Source organism: Pseudomonas sp. 273, from assembly GCF_029201425.1.
Classification (GTDB): domain Bacteria; phylum Pseudomonadota; class Gammaproteobacteria; order Pseudomonadales; family Pseudomonadaceae; genus Pseudomonas; species Pseudomonas delhiensis.
In genome coordinates, this window is record NZ_CP116775.1 from 3,782,276 (window position 1) to 3,798,352 (window position 16,077).

At 71.2% G+C, this 16,077-nt stretch carries 12 protein-coding genes and 2 pseudogenes; 9 read left to right on the forward strand and 5 right to left on the reverse strand.

Translation table 11 applies throughout. The features are described from left to right. Nucleotides 1-16 precede the first annotated feature (16 nt). The 3 genes and pseudogenes from PKO50_RS17290 to PKO50_RS17300 all read left to right on the forward strand — a co-directional run bounded on the left by PKO50_RS17290 (nucleotide 17) and on the right by PKO50_RS17300 (nucleotide 7,172). A pseudogene (locus PKO50_RS17290) lies at nucleotides 17-4,497 on the forward strand (CHASE domain-containing protein). 126 nt (nucleotides 4,498-4,623) lie between these two features. Continuing rightward, on the forward strand, nucleotides 4,624-5,799 hold the full coding sequence (locus PKO50_RS17295) for a GGDEF domain-containing protein (protein WP_109935951.1): 1,176 nt from the start codon (nucleotides 4,624-4,626) through the stop codon (nucleotides 5,797-5,799). 497 nt (nucleotides 5,800-6,296) lie between these two features. Continuing rightward, nucleotides 6,297-7,172: a bestrophin family protein gene (locus PKO50_RS17300; protein WP_275626720.1), complete on the forward strand. Its 876-nt coding sequence runs from the start codon at nucleotides 6,297-6,299 to the stop codon at nucleotides 7,170-7,172. Nucleotides 7,173-7,187: 15 nt separating this feature from the next. Here PKO50_RS17300 and moaB read toward each other — a convergent pair whose 3' ends face one another. Beyond that, entirely contained in the window at nucleotides 7,188-7,727 is a 540-nt protein-coding gene (moaB, locus tag PKO50_RS17305) for a molybdenum cofactor biosynthesis protein B (protein ID WP_089392340.1), read from the reverse strand. Between the two features lie 325 nt (nucleotides 7,728-8,052). Here moaB and PKO50_RS17310 point away from each other — a divergent pair. Both PKO50_RS17310 and PKO50_RS17315 read left to right on the forward strand, forming a co-directional pair. Further along, a pseudogene (locus PKO50_RS17310) lies at nucleotides 8,053-8,951 on the forward strand (LysR family transcriptional regulator). Between the two features lie 41 nt (nucleotides 8,952-8,992). Continuing rightward, a complete protein-coding gene (locus tag PKO50_RS17315; RefSeq protein ID WP_275626721.1) occupies nucleotides 8,993-9,172 on the forward strand; it encodes a DUF2474 family protein in 180 nt (59 codons plus the stop codon). 7 nt (nucleotides 9,173-9,179) lie between these two features. Here PKO50_RS17315 and PKO50_RS17320 read toward each other — a convergent pair whose 3' ends face one another. From PKO50_RS17320 to PKO50_RS17335, 4 genes are all read right to left on the reverse strand, one after another. Continuing rightward, nucleotides 9,180-9,566, reverse strand: a complete 387-nt coding sequence (locus PKO50_RS17320) for a DUF1801 domain-containing protein (RefSeq protein WP_109935289.1) — start codon at nucleotides 9,564-9,566, stop codon at nucleotides 9,180-9,182. An 84-nt stretch (nucleotides 9,567-9,650) separates the two neighbouring features. Next, nucleotides 9,651-10,394 (reverse strand): PAS domain-containing protein, encoded by a 744-nt coding sequence (locus tag PKO50_RS17325; protein ID WP_275626722.1) that lies wholly within the window; start codon nucleotides 10,392-10,394, stop codon nucleotides 9,651-9,653. Between the two features lie 11 nt (nucleotides 10,395-10,405). Continuing rightward, nucleotides 10,406-11,038 (reverse strand): response regulator, encoded by a 633-nt coding sequence (locus PKO50_RS17330; RefSeq protein ID WP_089392344.1) that lies wholly within the window; start codon nucleotides 11,036-11,038, stop codon nucleotides 10,406-10,408. Beyond that, nucleotides 11,007-12,137, reverse strand: coding sequence for an ATP-binding protein (locus PKO50_RS17335; protein WP_275626723.1), 1,131 nt, complete (start codon nucleotides 12,135-12,137; stop codon nucleotides 11,007-11,009). The genes PKO50_RS17330 and PKO50_RS17335 overlap by 32 nt, the downstream gene beginning before the upstream one ends. A 244-nt stretch (nucleotides 12,138-12,381) precedes the next feature. On the opposite strand from PKO50_RS17335, the gene PKO50_RS17340 reads away from it, so the two are divergent. From PKO50_RS17340 to PKO50_RS17355, 4 genes are read left to right on the forward strand one after another with little or no spacing between them, the layout of a single operon-like run. Then, nucleotides 12,382-12,912: a dimethylamine monooxygenase subunit DmmA family protein gene (locus tag PKO50_RS17340; RefSeq protein WP_089392346.1), complete on the forward strand. Its 531-nt coding sequence runs from the start codon at nucleotides 12,382-12,384 to the stop codon at nucleotides 12,910-12,912. Beyond that, nucleotides 12,909-13,835: a PDR/VanB family oxidoreductase gene (locus PKO50_RS17345; RefSeq protein WP_275626724.1), complete on the forward strand. Its 927-nt coding sequence runs from the start codon at nucleotides 12,909-12,911 to the stop codon at nucleotides 13,833-13,835. The genes PKO50_RS17340 and PKO50_RS17345 overlap by 4 nt, the downstream gene beginning before the upstream one ends. Nucleotides 13,836-13,848: 13 nt before the next feature. Next, nucleotides 13,849-14,865: a DUF3445 domain-containing protein gene (locus PKO50_RS17350; RefSeq protein WP_275626725.1), complete on the forward strand. Its 1,017-nt coding sequence runs from the start codon at nucleotides 13,849-13,851 to the stop codon at nucleotides 14,863-14,865. 32 nt (nucleotides 14,866-14,897) lie between these two features. Next, a complete protein-coding gene (locus tag PKO50_RS17355) occupies nucleotides 14,898-16,028 on the forward strand; it encodes an aminomethyltransferase family protein (protein ID WP_275626726.1) in 1,131 nt (376 codons plus the stop codon). Nucleotides 16,029-16,077 lie beyond the last annotated feature (49 nt).

Consider the following 16,077-nt stretch of genomic DNA (forward strand, 5'->3'; position numbering starts at 1 on the left):
CAACGGGAAGGATCGGGTGAAGACGACACCGGGCAACCTCAGGTTCAACCGCTGGTCCTGGGCCGTCCTGGCCCTGGGCGTGTTCTGCTCGGCGCTGGGCGCCTGGCTGGTGCAGCGCGGCAACGAGCAGCAGGCCAGCGCCGCCGTGGCGCAGGAGGCCAGGCGCCTGGCCGACACCGTGCTGGCGCGCATCGAGCTGTACCAGTACGGCCTGCGCGGCGCCCGCGGGGCGGTGCTGACCGCGGGCGAGGCGCACATCAGCCGCGAGGTCTTCCACCGCTACGCCCAGACCCGCGACATCGCCAGCGAATTCCCCGGCGCGCGCGGCTTCGGCTTCATCCGCCGGGTGCCGGCCGAGGCGCTGGACGACTTCCTGCGCAGCGCCCGCGCCGAGGGCCGGCCGGACTTCGCCGTGCGCGAGGTGACGCCCAACCCCGGCGAGCGCTACGTCATCCAGTACCTGGAGCCGGAGCCGGCGAACCTGGCCGCCATCGGCCTGGACGTGGCCTCCGAGCCGCGCCGCCGCCAGGCCGCCCAGGCCGCGCTGCGCACCGGGCTGCCGCGGCTGAGCGCGCCCATCACCCTGGTGCAGGCCTCGGGCGCCTCGCAGCAGTCCTTCCTCATGCTGCTGCCCATCTACCGCGGTGGCGCGACGCCCGCCGACATCGAGCAGCGCCAGGCCGAGGCCATCGGCCTGAGCTACGCGCCGCTGCTGATGCGCGACGTGCTGGACGACCTGCACCTGGACGACCCCGCGGTGCACTTCCAGCTCGCCGACGTGACCGACGGCATCCCCGGCGACACCTTCTACAGCAGCGGCGACGACGCCAAGGCGCCGCGGCTGTACCCGCAGAGCCTGCAGCGCGACGTGTTCGGCCGCCGCTGGCAGATCGACTTCAGCGCCCACCCGGCCTTCGTCCAGCGCCTGCACCCGCTCTCCCCGCCCCTGGTGTTCGGCGCCGGCTGCCTGGGCAGCCTGCTGCTGGCCGCGCTGCTGGGGCCATGGCGGTCAGCCGCCAGCGCCGCGGCCAGGTGCTGGAGCAGCAGGCGCGGCTGGCGGCGATCGTCGAATCCTCCGCCGACGCCATCGCCGGCAAGAACCTGCAGGGCGAGATCACCAGCTGGAACGCCGGCGCGCAGAAGCTGTTCGGCTACGCCGCCGAGGAGGTGCTCGGGCGCCAGGCCAACGGGCTGCTGGTGCCCGCCGAGCGGGCGGCGGAAGAGGAGCCCCTGCTCAGGCGCGTGGCCCGGGGCGAACGCCTGCCGCCCTTCGACACCCAGCGCCGGCACAAGGACGGCCGGCTGATCGAGGTGTCGCTGAGCGCCTCGCCCATCCTCGGCCCGCGCGGCGAGGTGGTGGGCACCTCGACCACGGTGCGCGACATCTCCGCGCAGAAGGCCGCCGAGGCGCGCATCCGCGAGCTCAACAGCGGCCTGGAGCGCCAGGTGGCCGAGCGCACCGCGGAACTGGCCGAGGCGAACCGCCTGCTGACCAACGTGCTGCGCTCGGCCTCGGAGGTGTCGATCATCGCCACCGACGCCGGCGGCGTCATCCGCATCTTCAACCGCGGCGCCGAGCGCCTGCTCGGCTACCGTGCCGAGGAGGTGGTCGGCCAGGTCACGCCGCAGCACCTGCACCTGGAGGAAGAACTGGCCACCCGCGCCGCCCAGCTGAGCGAGGAATACGGCCGCCCGGTGCCGGGCTTCCGCGCCCTGGTGCAGAAGGCCGAGGACCAGGGCGCCGAGACCCGCGAGTGGACCTACGTGCGCAAGGACGGCAGCCGGGTGCCGATGAGCCTGGTGGTCACCGCCATCCGCGACGAGGCCGGCCAGGTCACCGGCTACCTCGGCATCGCCGTCGACATCACCGAGCGCAGGGCCGCCGAGGACCGCCTGCGCCTGGCCCACGACCAGCTCGCCCTGGCCGCCGAGGCGGCCGGCCTGGGCATCTGGTGGTGGCGCCCGGCGGACGACACCCTGCACTGGAACGAGCGCATGTTCGAACTGTACCAGCAGCCGCCGGCGCTGAACGGCAACGGCCTGTGCCTGGAACACTGGCGCGAGCGCCTGCACCCGGAGGACCTCGACACCACCCTCGCCAGCCTGGCGGACGCGGTGGAAGGCCGCGGCCACTACGAGCCGACCTTCCGCATCAATCGCCCCGACGGCCAGGTGCGCTACATCCAGGCCGCCGCCCGCGTCGAGTACGACGCCGACGGCACGCCGCTGCGCGTCACCGGCATCAACCTGGACATCACCCGCGAGCGCGAGATGCAGGCCTCGCTGCGCCAGGCCAAGGAACAGGCCGACGCCGCCAGCGCGGCCAAGTCCAGCTTCCTGGCCAACATGAGCCACGAGATCCGCACGCCGATGAACGCCGTGCTGGGCATGCTCTTCCTCGCCCGCCAGACCGAGCTGAACCCGCGCCAGCGCGACTACATCGACAAGGCCCACTCCGCCGCCAACGCCCTGCTCGGCCTGCTCAACGACATCCTCGACTACTCCAAGATCGAGGCCGGCAAGCTGCTGCTGGAGGAACACCCCTTCGAGCTGGAGGCGCTGATGCGCGACCTCGCCGTGGTGCTCTCCGGCAACCTCGGCAGCAAGGACGTCGAGATGCTCTTCGACATCGACCCCAACCTGCCCGGCAGCCTGCTCGGCGATCCGCTGCGCCTGCAGCAGATCCTCATCAACCTGGCCGGCAACGCCATCAAGTTCACCGACCACGGCCAGGTGGTGGTCAGCGTCCAGCAGCTGGGCCGCACGGGCGAGCGCCTGCGCCTGCGCATCGGCGTGCGCGACAGCGGCATCGGCATCGGCCCGGCGCAGTTGCAGAGCATCTTCGACAGCTTCACCCAGGCCGAGGCCTCCACCACCCGGCGCTTCGGCGGCACCGGCCTGGGCCTGTTCATCTGCAAGCGCCTGGTGGAACTGATGGGCGGCCGGCTGCAGGTGGAGAGCCGGCTGGGCAACGGCAGCCACTTCTGGTTCGACCTGGACCTGTCGGTGGTCGGCGAGCGCCCGCTGAAAGCCGGCTGCGCCGTCATCGACCGGCCGCTGCGGCTGCTGGTGGTGGACGACAACCCCAGCGCCGCCGAGCTGCTGCTGCGCACCTGCGAGTCCCTGGGCTGGCACGCCGACCAGGTCAGCGGCGGCATGCAGGCGGTGGCGCGCTACCGCGAGGCGACGCGCCAGGGCCAGCACTACGACGTGGTGCTGATGGACTGGCGCATGCCCGACCTCGACGGCCTGCGCGCCGCGCGCCTGATCCAGCGCGAGGCCGGGGCGCGCACGCCGCCGACCATCATCATGATCACCGCCTACGGCCGCGAGGTGCTGGCCGACGTGCGCGACGGCGACACCCCGCCCTTCATCGACTTCCTGACCAAGCCGGTCACCCCGCGGCAGCTCGCCGACAGCGTACAGCAGGCCCTGGGCGGCGAACCCGCCGAAGCGCCCGCCGCCCCCGTGGCCAGCGCCCGCCGCCTGGCCGGGCGGCGCCTGCTGGTGGTGGAGGACAACGCGCTGAACCGCCAGGTGGCCGCCGAGCTGCTGGCCAGCGAGGGCGCCGAGGTGCTGCTGGCCGAGGGCGGCCTGGAGGGCGTCGAGCAGGTGTGCCACGGCGGCGTGCCCCTGGACGCGGTGCTGATGGACGTGCAGATGCCGGACATCGACGGCCTGGAAGCCACCCGGCGGATCCGCGCCGACGGCCGCTTCGCCGCCCTGCCGATCCTCGCCATGACCGCCAACGCCGCCCAGTCCGACCGCGAGGCCTGCCTGCTGGCGGGCATGGACGACCACATCGCCAAGCCGATCGACAAGGAACGCCTGGTCAGTTGCCTGCTGGCCCACCTGGAAGCGCGGCAGCCCGTCCGCGAAGCGCCGCCGCAGGCACCAGCGGCGGACGCCATCGTCGAGAGCCGCGACAGCGTGCTGGGGCGCTTCGGCGGCGAGGAGAAGCTGATCCACCGCGTGCTGCGCAGCTTCGAGCCGGAGATGGACAAGCTGCTGGAGCGCCTCGACCGGCTGCGCGGCAGCGGTGACGTAAAGGCCGGCGCCGGCCTGCTGCACACCCTCAAGGGCAGCGCCGGGACCATGGGCGCCAGCGCCCTGGCCGAACGCTGCGCAGCCCTGGAGGCCGAGCTGCTGCGCGCCCCGGCCGAGGCCCAGGCGGACGCGCTGGCCACCCTGCCGGTGGACGAGCTGCGCCAACTGCTGGCGGTGACATTGGGCGAACTGCAGGCGCTGTTCGCCGAACCGCCGGGCCTGGCCGAAGGCACGGCCGCGCAGCTCAGCCGCCCGCAGGTGCGCGAACGGCTGGAGGAAATCCTCGCCCTGCTGGAATCGGGCAACCTCGACGCCCTCGACCGCCTGGAGGCGCTGGCCCGCCACCAGCACGCCTGGCCGCGGCATTTCCTGCGCTTCAACGACCTGGTCCAGGCCCTGGACTTCAAGGGTGCGCTGCAGGTGGGCCGGGAGATGCTCGATGAACTGTGAGCCGCACGGCAGCCCACGCGCACGCCCGCTCAAGCCGCCGCACGGGCTGCCGACACATTCCTGCGACAACTTGTCGGGCGTGGCCCTGCGTGCGACATACCGATGGAACGGCCACAGGCGGGAACCATGAGCCTACCCGAGTACCCCACGGCCAGCGGCGAACGGCAGATCCCCGCGCACCTGCAGCCGGCCCTGCGCGCCTACGTGCTGCAGCACTACCGCGGCTTCCTGCTGGCGATCAACTTCATCGCCATGGCGGCCTACGACGCCTACGTCTTCGCCGACGCCGCGCTGATCCCGGACATGGCGCTGCAGTCGCTGCTGGTGCGCGGCCTGCTCAGCCTGGTCGGCCTGCTGAACATCTACCTGGTGTTCCGCCACAGCCGCAGCGTGCTGCTGATGGACCTGCTGATGCCGCTGCACGACATCGTCTCGGCCATCGCCTGGTTCGAACTGCTCAAGCGCAGCGCCTCGCCGGACGTGCCCACCTTCCTCTACGCCTCGGTGGTGTTCATCGTGCTCGCCAACCTGGGCGTGCGCTATTCCTTCGCCGGCATCCTCGCCTGCTCCCTGGCGATCTCGGCGGTGATCCTCGGCAACGTGGCGCTGATCCACGCCGGCGATCCCAAGGCGGTGCTGGTGTTCACCCTGGTCTACCTGCCGGTGCTGGTGTTCAGCCTGTTCATCAGCTGGACCAACATCCATGGCGTGCGCCGGGCCTTCCTCGCCGACCTGGAAGGCCAGCGCCAGCGCGCCGAGCTGGCCGAGCTGAACCAGCGCCTGCAGGAACTGGCCGCCACCGACGCCCTCACCGGCATCGGCAACCGCCGCGCCTTCGACCTGCGCCTGGAGCAAAGCTGGCGGCAGATGCGCAGCCACGGCCGGCCCTTCGCCCTGCTGCTGGCCGACATCGACTACTTCAAGCCCTACAACGACCACTACGGCCACCCGGCCGGCGACCGCTGCCTGTGCGAGGTGGCCACCTGCATGGCCGAGGCCCTGCGCAGCGGCCAGGCGCAACTGTTCCGCTACGGCGGCGAGGAATTCGTCATCCTCCTCCAGGTGGCCAGCCCGCAGGAACTGCGCCAGGTCGCCGAACGCCTGCGCGAGCGGGTGGCGGAACTGGACATCGAGCACCTGCACCGCCCCGACCGCCTCTGCCGCCTGACCATCAGCCTGGGCGGCGGGCTGCCCGACAGCGGCGGCTTCACCGAACCGGGCGAGCTGCTCGCCCACTGCGACCGCCTGCTCTACCAGGCCAAGCAGCAGGGCCGCGACCGGGTGTGCCTGGCCGAGGGTTAGGCGGCGCAGGTGGAAGTGCTCGCGCAGGGAAAATACTGGCCGGGATAATCCGGAACAATAGGTTCAAGCTGAACTTTCCAGAACTCCAATTCGGACAACTTCAATTAACGGAATGCCGTTTTCGAAAGAACTTTCGATCCGCATCATCGCCGTACGCAACATAGAGTTCGCCCGAAATCGCCCTTCCCCTGAAACCCCCGTCGCAAAGGCTTCCGATCTAATCGGGAGAGACCGATAGAGCACACTTATCGGTTGGTAATCAAAAGCGATTTGACGCATCTGGAGCGGCTCTCTAGCCTCGGCGCAACGCTGTAGCCACGGCCTTGGAAACGAACTTCCGACTCTTCCAGAGATGCCCCGGCAGACGAGCCGTACCGCATGGCGGAGCGCTTCGTCGCCCCAGGCACGCGCAAGTCCTGCGCTGCATGAACATGACCGGCGGCCTACCGCCCTCCCCCTGTCCACGGACGTACCATGATCGTTCACCCCACCCCAACATGTTCAGCGTGCTGTTCACGCTCAAGGGGTCCATTGCCAGGCGCATCGCCTGGCGCAGCCTGATGGTCACCCTGCTGGCGTCGCTGATCGTGCTGGTCGAGACCCGTCACCCGGCGTTCTTCGCGCGGGTCAACGCCACGCCCTTCACCCTGCTGGGGCTGTCGCTGTCGATCTTCATGAGCTTCCGCAACAACGCCTGCTACGACCGCTGGTGGGAGGGCCGCAAGGCCTGGGGCAAGGTGGTCATCGAGATGCGCTCGTTCATCCGCGAGAGCGTCGCCATCGGCGACCAGGCGCTGCGCGAGAAGCTGCTGCGCGCGCTCTGCGGCTACGCCCATGCGCTCAACGCGCGGCTGCGGGGCGAGGACGAGTTGCAGGCGGCGCGGCCGTGGCTGGCGGCCGATGCGCCGGTGGCGCTGCACAACGTCAGCGACGGCATTCTCCAGCAGGTCGGCGAGGCCTGCTCGGCGCAGGCCCGCTGCAACGCCCTCGGCGAGTGGCGCTACGTCACCCTGGAACAGCGCCTGGTGGGGCTCAGCGAGGCGCAGGCGGTGTGCGAGCGGATCAAGGGCACGCCGCTGCCCTTCCCCTACACCCTGCTGCTGCACCGCACCATCTACATCTTCTGTATCCTGCTGCCCTTCGCCATGGCCGAGCCGCTGGGCTGGATGGCGCCGCTGTTCACCACCATCGTCAGCTACACCTTCTTCGGCCTGGACGCCATCAGCAACGAGCTGGAAGACCCCTTCGGCCGCGACGAGAACGACCTGCCCACCGACGCCATGGTCCGCGTCATCGAGCGCGACATCCTCGGCGCCCTGGGCGAGCGCTCGCTGCCGCCGCCGCTGGCGCCGGTGGACTGTATCCTCAGCTGAAGGGCGAGGGGCGGTTCATTGCCGCGATTCGCAGGGCTTGCCGGGCTTGAGGTGGGCGACGAAGTTGCAGGGCCGGTGGCGGGCGTCGAGCTGCTCGGCGAGGATGCCTTCCCAGGCGGTGCGGCAGGCATTGGTGGAGCCCGGCAGGCAGCACACCAGGGTGCCGTTGGCCAGGCCGGCCAGGGCGCGGGTCTGCACGGTGGAGGTGCCGATGTCGAGGATCGACAGCGCGCGGAACAGCTCGCCGAAGCCTTCGACCTGCTTGTCCAGCAGGCAGGCGACCGCCTCGGGGGTGCTGTCGCGGGCGGTGAAGCCGGTGCCGCCGGTGACCAGCACCACCTGGACGTCATCGTCGGCGATCCAGGTGGCGACCTGGGCGCGGATCCTGTACAGGTCGTCCTTGAGCAGCACGCGGGCGGCCAGGCGGTGGCCGATCTCCACCGAGCGGCTCGCCAGCAGCTCGCCGGACGTGTCGTTGTCGAACGTGCGGGTATCGCTGACGGTCAGCACGGCGATATTCAGCGGAACGAATTCCGCATTGGGTTTGACGCTCACGCCTTCATCTCCGAACAGGGAATTCGCAGCCACGCTAGAGACAAACCCATACCCCGTCCAATCGATATGGCAGACTGAGCGATCGACGCCCTCTATCGGCGATTCCGGCCTTTCGCGGCCTGCTTTCACGCATGATAGGACCGGCCTATCGGGCGGTCGGCAGCAACGATTGGACGCCGTCCGCAACGCCCGGTAACGTGCCGTTCATCCGGGCCGGACGAGCAGCCCCACGACAAGACCGACGGCGCAGCGCCGCACGTTCGGCTACACACTAATGAACGACGCCGGCCAGGCCTTCGCCCCCACTACCCGACAGGCAGCTCCCATGGACATCAAGCAGCTCAAGTTCCTCATCGCCCTGGACCAGACCCGGCACTTCGGGCAGGCTGCCGCGCTCTGCCACATCACCCAGCCCACGCTGTCCATGCGCCTGCGCAACCTCGAGGACGAGCTGGACCTGGTGCTGGTGACCCGCGGCCAGCGCTTCGAGGGCTTCACCGAGGCCGGCGAGCGCATCCTGGCCTGGGCCCGCACCCTGCTGGCCGCCTACGACGGCCTGCTGGCCGAGGCCGCCAGCTGCCGCGGGCAACTGGTGGGCAGCCTGCGCCTGGGCCTGGTGCCGCTGTCCAGCTTCAACCCCATGCAGGTGCTCAAGCCGCTGTCCCAGCGCTACCCGGAGCTGCAGTTCCAGCTGTCCTCGCTGAGCTCGGAGCAGATCATCGACGGCCTCAGCCGCAACCAGCTCGACCTCGGCATCTGCTACCTCGACCAGGTCAACACCAGCTACTTCGAGGTGCTGGAACTGGCCACCACCACCATGGGCCTGCTGCACGACGTGCGGCACTTCCAGTTCGAAGACGGCGAACTGCGCTGGGACAGGCTCAACGACATCCCCCTGGGGCTGCTGAGCAAGGGCATGCACTACCGCCAGTCCGTCGACCTGAGCTTCCGCAGCCGCGGCATGGACCCGCTGCCGGTGCTGGAGAGCGACTCCAGCTTCCAGCTGATCCAGGCCATCGGCGAAGGCATGTGCTGCGCCATCATGCCGCTGAACTGCGGCCTGGAAACCCTCAGCGAGCACCTGAAGATCACCCCATCGCCGGCGCCAGCATCCACAGCCCCATCGGCCTGCTGCAGCGGCGCACCGAGCCGCGCTCGGCCCTGGCGGAAAAATGCTTCGCCGAGGCGCGCACCATCCTCGCCGGGGAAGACCCGAGCGCATGAGCCACTGAAACCCAGGTGCCGCCCGGCACCCCGGAGCCCGCATGAACCCCACCCCGAACCCCACGCTGCCGACGCAGCAGCCGAACGCCGAACCCAGCCGGCCCCTGCGCCGACAACTGCTGTGGCTGGCCGCCCTGTGGCTGGGCGGCGTCGGCAGCGTCCTGCTGGCCGCCGAGCTGATCCGCCTGGCCATGGCCGCCGCCGGCATGAAGAGCCACTGACGCGCCGCTAGCCGCGGCGCTTCGCCAGGTTCAGCGCCACGGCCGCGCGGATCAGCGCGCGCAGCGCCGCCTCGTCCAGCACGTCGCCCTGGTGGATGTCGATGGCCCGCCGCGTCGTGCCTTCGAGGCTGGCATTGAACAGCCCCGCCGGGTCCTCCAGCGCCGCGCCCCTGGCGAAGGTCAGCTTCACCACCTGCCTGTAGGTCTCGCCGGTGCAGAGGATGCCGGCCCGGGACCACACCGGCACGCCCCGCCACTTCCACTGCTCGACCACCTCCGGCTCGGCCTCGTGCACCAGCGCCCGCACCCGCGCCAGCACCTCGCCGCGCCAGTCGCCCAGCTCGGCGATCCGCGCCGTGATCAGGGCAGCGGCGTCGTCCGTCTCTTTCGTCATCGCACTCGTCCTCCCGCGCGCCGGCGGTTGCCGGCATGACCGCTTGAGTATCGACCAGGCGCGCGGTCGCGGCAGGACAGATCGTCAGGGGAGCGTTGCCGGCGGCTCCGCCCCCACCTCGAAGATGGCCCCCTCGATGCCGAGCACCTCGCCGGTGTCGGCATAGATGCCCACGCCCTTCTCCCAGACGTTCTTAATGCGCCCGTCGGCGCAGCGGATGCGGTAGGTCAGCTCGTAGGGCTCGCGGCGCAGCAGCGCCTGCTGCACGCCGGCCCAGACGTATTCGGCGTATTCCTCGAGGATCAGCGTGCTGTAGCTGTGCTCGTAGGTGTCGGTCAGGTACTGCGCCGGGTAGCCGGTGAGCTGCAGGCAGCCGGCGCTGACGAATTCCATGGTCCACTGGCGGTTGTTGCGCCCGCGGTAGATCAGCCCGGGCAGGCCGTCGAGCAGGCTGGCGGCGCCGCGCCGGCTGGCCTCCAGGCGGGCGTCCTGGCGGCGCTGGCTGGTGGCGTCGCTGAGCGACAGGTAGAGCGCCTCGGCGTCACCGTCCAGCTGCACGTCGAACCAGCGCAGGCGCCCGTGGGCGTCGATGAAGCGCAGGCACTGCCGCGCGCCTTGGCCCTGGCGGGCCTGGCTCAGCACCGCGCGCCAGCCGGGCAGGTCCTCCTGGTGCAGGCAGGCGGCCAGTTCCTCGCCCAGGCCGCTGTCGCCCATCAGCGTGCGCCAGGCGCGGTTGGCCCGGCGGATGCGGCCGCGGCCGTCCAGGTGCAGCAGCGCCACCGGGTAGCGGTCGCCGTCGTCGCGGGTGTCGGCGGGCGGGGTCGCCATGCTCGTCCTCCTCATTGCAGGCCGCCGCCGCGGTGGACCCAGGCGGCCAGTTCCAGGCGCGAGCCCAGGTGGAACTTGCGCAGCAGGTTCTTCACGTAGATCTTCACGGTGCCGTCGCTGATGCCCAGCTCGCGGGCGATGCGCTTGTTGCTCAGGCCCTGGGCGATCAGCGCCAGGGTCTGGCCCTCGCGGGCGGTGAGCTCGTCCGCTGCCGGCGCCGCGGCCGGCGCGGGCTCGGCGAGCAGCGCCACCAGGCTGTCGTCCAGCTGCACCGAGCCGCGGCTGCAGCCACGCACGTAGGCCAGCAGCGCCTCCGGCTCGGTGTCCTTGAGCAGGTAGCCCTCGGCACCCAGGCGCAGGGCGGCGGCCAGCTCGGTGCGCTCGGCCGAGGCGGTGAGCACTATCACCTGGCTGTCCAGCTCCAGCTGGCGCAGCTCGTCGAGCACCTGCAGGCCGCCCAGGCCGGGCATGTGCAGGTCCAGCAGGATCAGCTCCGGGCTCAGCTGGCAGGCCAGGCTGATGCCCTCGCGGCCGCTGGAGGCCTGGCCGACCACGGTGAACTCGCCGCTTTCGCCGAACAGCTCGGCCAGGCCGCGGCGGAACAGCGGGTGGTCATCGATCAGCAGCAAGGTGGCGTTGTGCATCGGCTTTCTCCTCCGGTTGGGCGGCCACGCCGGGTAGCCGCAACGCGACCCGCGTGCCCCGTGGCGGGATGGTCTTCACGCTCAGGCTGGCGCCGATGGCCAGGGCCCGCTCGCGCATGATCGACAGGCCGAAGTGGCCGGTCTCGCCGCTGGCCTGCAGGCCGATGCCGTCGTCCTCGACCGCCACCCGCAGCTCGCCCCGGGCCAGGCGCAGGTCGATGCGCGCGGTGCGCGCGTGGGAGTGGCGGACGATGTTGGCCAGCGCCTCGCGGACGATCTGCAGCACCTGCAGGGCCTGCTCGTCGTCGAGCAGGCCGTCGGGCAGGCGGTTGTCCAGCTCGAAGACGATGGTGCTGCGCCGGCCGAACTCCTCCACCGAATCCAGCAGCGACTGGCGCAGGCTGCGCCCGTCCAGGCTCAGGCGGGCGTTGCCGATCAGCTCGCGGACCTGGCGCTGCACCGCCTGCAGGCCGTGGCGCAGTTCCTCCAGCAGCGGCGCGGCTTGCTGCGGGCGTTGCAGCTGGCCCTGCAGGCGGTTCGCCTGGAAGGCCAGGAAGCCCAGCTGCTGGGCCACCGAATCGTGCAGCTCGCGGGCCAGCAGGGTGTCCTGGCCGTGGCGCTCCAGGCGCAGCCGCGCACGCTGCCGGGCGATGCCGTGGACGCTGGCGGCCAGCAGCGGCAGCCAGGCCAGCAGCGCCCGGTGCTGGCGGCCGGTGAAGTCCTGCAGCGCCAGCGCGGCCTGGCCGCCCTGCTCCAGCGGCCAGAGCTGGCGCGGCTCGCCGCGCGCCCGGCAGGGGCGGCACGGGCCGGCGCGCAGGGCCGGCAGGTCGCGCAGCGGGCAGTCGGCCTCGGCGCAGAAGGCCGCCGGGCGCCGCAGCGGCTCCGCCAGGCCGGGCTCGTCCAGCAGCAGGCACGGCGCCGCCCCCGGGTGGGCCGCCGCCAGGTCGGCGAGCAGGCGCGCCAGCGGCGCCCAACTGCCCGGTTCCTCCAGCAGGCCCCGCAGCAGCTCGGCCTCAGCGCGCCGCGGCGCGGCCGCGACGGCGCCTGCAAGCCATCGTTGCCGCCAGCGATCCAGCCACCCCGCACGCCGTGCGCCCATGCCCAGCCCTCGTTCGCAAGTGCCATACAGGCAGCAACTTTCATGCCCCCGGCGGGGCCTCCCCGCGACCCTTACCCCTTTGGAGATATCACCTCCTGCGGATTGAGCGGTTATTCGCATCAGGAAAATATCTTCCCCAACGCGAAACACGAAAGTTCGCCGCCGCCAGCGCCCGGATGCGCACCAACTCAAGGCCCCGCGCCTCAGGATCGGGCACGGCGGCGGCCCACCCAGCGAGGAAGCCATGACCGATACCGCTCTCTCCGGCAGCGCCCCGCCGCTGCCCAGCCTGCCCCGCTACGACGCCCTGCCGCGCCTGGCCGGCGGCCACGCGTTGCTGGTGATGCAGCGGGCCGACGCCGACTACGCCCATGCCCTGGCCAGCCGCCTCGGCCTGGCCCCCGGCGAGCTGGAGCTGCTGGCCAGCGGCCCGCAGGGCCCGCAGCGCGCCCTGCTGGAACGCCTGGACAGCGCCAGCGTCGGCCTGCAGTTGCTGCTGTGCGGCGACGAGGCCTTCCTCTGGCCGCTGCACGCCCTGGCCCGCCAGGCCGGCCTGCGCCCCGACGAGATCCACCTGCTGCGCCGCGGCGAGGACACCCGCACGCTGTACTGCGTGCACTGCGGCACCTTGCAGGGCACCGGCAGCGGCGACCGCCACGACTGCCAGCACTGCGGCGTGCATCTCGAAGTACGGCGGCATTTCTCCCAGCGCCTGGGCGCCTACCTGGGCGTGTGCGCCGACGCCGACCAGCCCTATGCGGAGGCCCGCCCATGAGCGCCTTCTTCGACGTGCGGGTGAGCGCCGTGCGCGCCATCACCCCGGTGATCCGCGAATTCACCTTCGAGGCCATGGACGGCGCGCTGCCCGGCTTCTCCGCCGGCAGCCACGTGCAGCTGTGCCTGCCCAACGGCCTGCGCAACGCCTACTCGCTGCTGGGCGACCCGGCGGACAGCAGCCACTACCGCATCGCCGTGCGCCGCCAGGAGAAGTCCCGCGGCGGCTCGCACTACCTGCACGAACAGCTCCGGGTGGGCGACCGGCTGCGCGTCGGCGCGCCGGCCAACCTGTTCGCCCTGCACGGCGAGGCGCGCCGGCACATCCTGGTGGCCGGCGGCATCGGCATCACGCCCTTCCTCGCCCACTGCCGCGAGCTGCTGCGCCGCGGCGCGGACTTCGAACTGCACTACGCCTACCGCGCCGGCCTGAGCGACGCCTACCTGGGCGAGTTGCGCGAGCTGCTGGGCGAGCGCCTGCACGAATACGACGGCGTGCAGCGCGCGCTGGACCTCAACCAGGTGCTGCGCCACCGCCCGCTGGGCAGCCACGTCTACGCCTGCGGCCCGCAGCGCCTGCTGCTGGCCCTGCGCGAGCAGGCCGCGGCGCTGGGCTGGAGCGACTCGCGAGTGCACTGGGAAGCCTTCGCCGCCCCCGAACCCGGCCAGCCGTTCCGCGTGGAGCTGGCGCGCAGCGGCCGCCAGCTGGACGTGGGCGCCGAGCAGAGCCTGCTCGAAGCCCTGGAAGGCGCCGGCGTGGAAGTGCCCAGCCTGTGCCGCGGCGGAGTCTGCGGGCAGTGCCAGACGCGCTACCTCAAGGGCGAGGTGGAGCACCGCGACCACTTCCTCGACAGCCGCGAACGCGAAGGCAGCCTGATGCCCTGCGTATCCCGCGGCTGCGGCCCGATCCTGCTCGACCTCTAGGAGACCCGACGCCATGCCCACGACCCTCAAGCCGGTGGAGCGCTACCGCGAGGCCTTCAGCTTCGCCAACAGCCCGGAGGCCATCCGCCGCTTCCCGTTCCCCTTCCCGGAAGACCAGTACCAGTACTCGGTGAACATCGAGCCGGCGGTCTCCCGCGACCCGGGCTCGGTGTTCGAGCACCTGTTCGACATCGACGAGCACTACCGCTCCGAGGTGGCCGAGCGCGCCCTGGTGCTGCAGCGCGACCCGACGCGCTGCCTGGTGATGCCGCACATGCAGCCGGCCGCCTGGGACGCCCTGGCGCTGCTGATGGAGCGCCTGGCCGCCGACTACCCGCAGTACTTCCAACTGCGCCGCGAGGGCGCGCAGTGGGAGTGGCGCAACCTGGCGCTGGGCATCCACCAGCACTTCACCTTCGGCGACGCCGCCACCCTGCCCTGCGAGCCGCTGGAATACATCACCCGCCAGGTGCAGGGCGACTTCGCCCTGCTCGACCAGCGCGACGGCGACCTGTTCATGGACGCCGGCATGGTCACCGGGCCGGCCGACTGGTCGCTGGCCTTCGACGCCGGCATGAGCTTCAAGCAGTGGCACTCGCCGGTGCCCATGGCGCACCAGATGGGCATTTTCGACCGCGCCCTGAAGTACCTGCTGAACCTGCAGGTGGGCCAGCCGATGCGCCGGCTGAACTGGACCATGACCATCAACCCGCGCCTGGATACTTCGCCCGAGACCTACCACGAATGGGGCGCCGACCGCGGCACCGTCACCGCGCAGAACGCAGGCGAGCTGGTGCACCTGCGCGTGGAGCTGCAGGTGATGGCGCGCCTGCCGCGCAGCCATGCGCTGATGTTCAGCATCCGCACCTACCTGATCGGCATGAACGAGCTGGCCACCCAGCCGCACTGGGCCCGGCGCCTGTACCGCGTGCTGCGCGACCTGCCCGAGCCGATCGCCGACTACAAGGGCCTGACCCGCTACCGCGGCGCCCTGCTCGACTGGCTGCGGCCGTTCGATCCGCAAGCCTGAAGAACCGCCACCCACTACAAGAGGATCACCCCATGGCCAATTCCTGGCGCATCAGCGCCCTGCGTGAACGCCACCTGGCACTTGGCTCCAAACTCGAGGACTGGAACGGCATGGGCACCGCCTGGACCTACGCCAGCGACCTCGCCGACCACCACGAGGCGATCCGCACCCGCGCGGGCCTCATGGACGTGTCCGGGCTGAAGAAGGTGCACTACGTCGGCCCCCACGCCGAGAGCCTGCTGGACTGGGCCACCACCCGCGACATTTCCAAGCTGTACCCGGGCAAGTCGGTGTACGCCTGCATGCTCGACGAGGACGGCAAGTTCGCCGACGACTGCATCGTCTACCGCACCGGCCCCAACGCCTTCATGGTGGTGCACGGCGCCGGCGTCGGCCACGAGATGCTCATCCGCTCGGCCCAGGGCCGGCAGGTCGCGGTGCTGTTCGACGACGACCTGCACGACCTGTCGCTGCAGGGCCCGCTGGCGGTGGACTTCCTCGCCGAGCACGTGCCGGGCATCCGCGAGCTGCCCTACTTCCACCACCTGCAGGGCAAGCTGTTCGGGCACCCGGTGATGATCTCGCGCACCGGCTACACCGGCGAGCGCGGCTACGAGATCTTCTGCAAGGCCGCCGACGCCCCGGCGATCTGGGACGGCATCCTGGAAAAGGGCAAGGACCTGGGCATCATCCCCTGCGCCTTCACCGCCCTGGACTGGCTGCGGGTGGAGAGCTACCTGCTGTTCTACCCCTACGACAACTCGCAGATGTACCCCTTCGCCGACGAGAAGGCCGGCGACAGCCTCTGGGAGCTGGGCCTGGACTTCACCGTGTCGCCCGGCAAGCAGGACTTCCGCGGCGCCGGCGAGCACTACCGGCTCAAGGGCCAGGAGCGCTTCCGCATCTTCGGCGTGCTGCTCGACGGCGAGCAGGCGGCCCAGGCCGGCGACACCCTGTGGCACGCCGGCCAGGAGGTGGGGCTGATCACCTGCGCCATGTACTCGCGCCTCACCGGCCGTTCCATGGCCATCGCCCGCCTGAGCACCGACTGCGCCGAGCAGGGCGTGCCGCTGCAGGTGCGCGGCAGCCTGCAGACCAGCGCCATCGCCCACACCCTGCCCTTCGACGACCCCGAGAAGAAGAAGCGCACCGCCAAGGGCTGAGCGCCTCCGCCCGGCCCGCCGGGCGGCCTTCCACCACGCCGCGAGAACG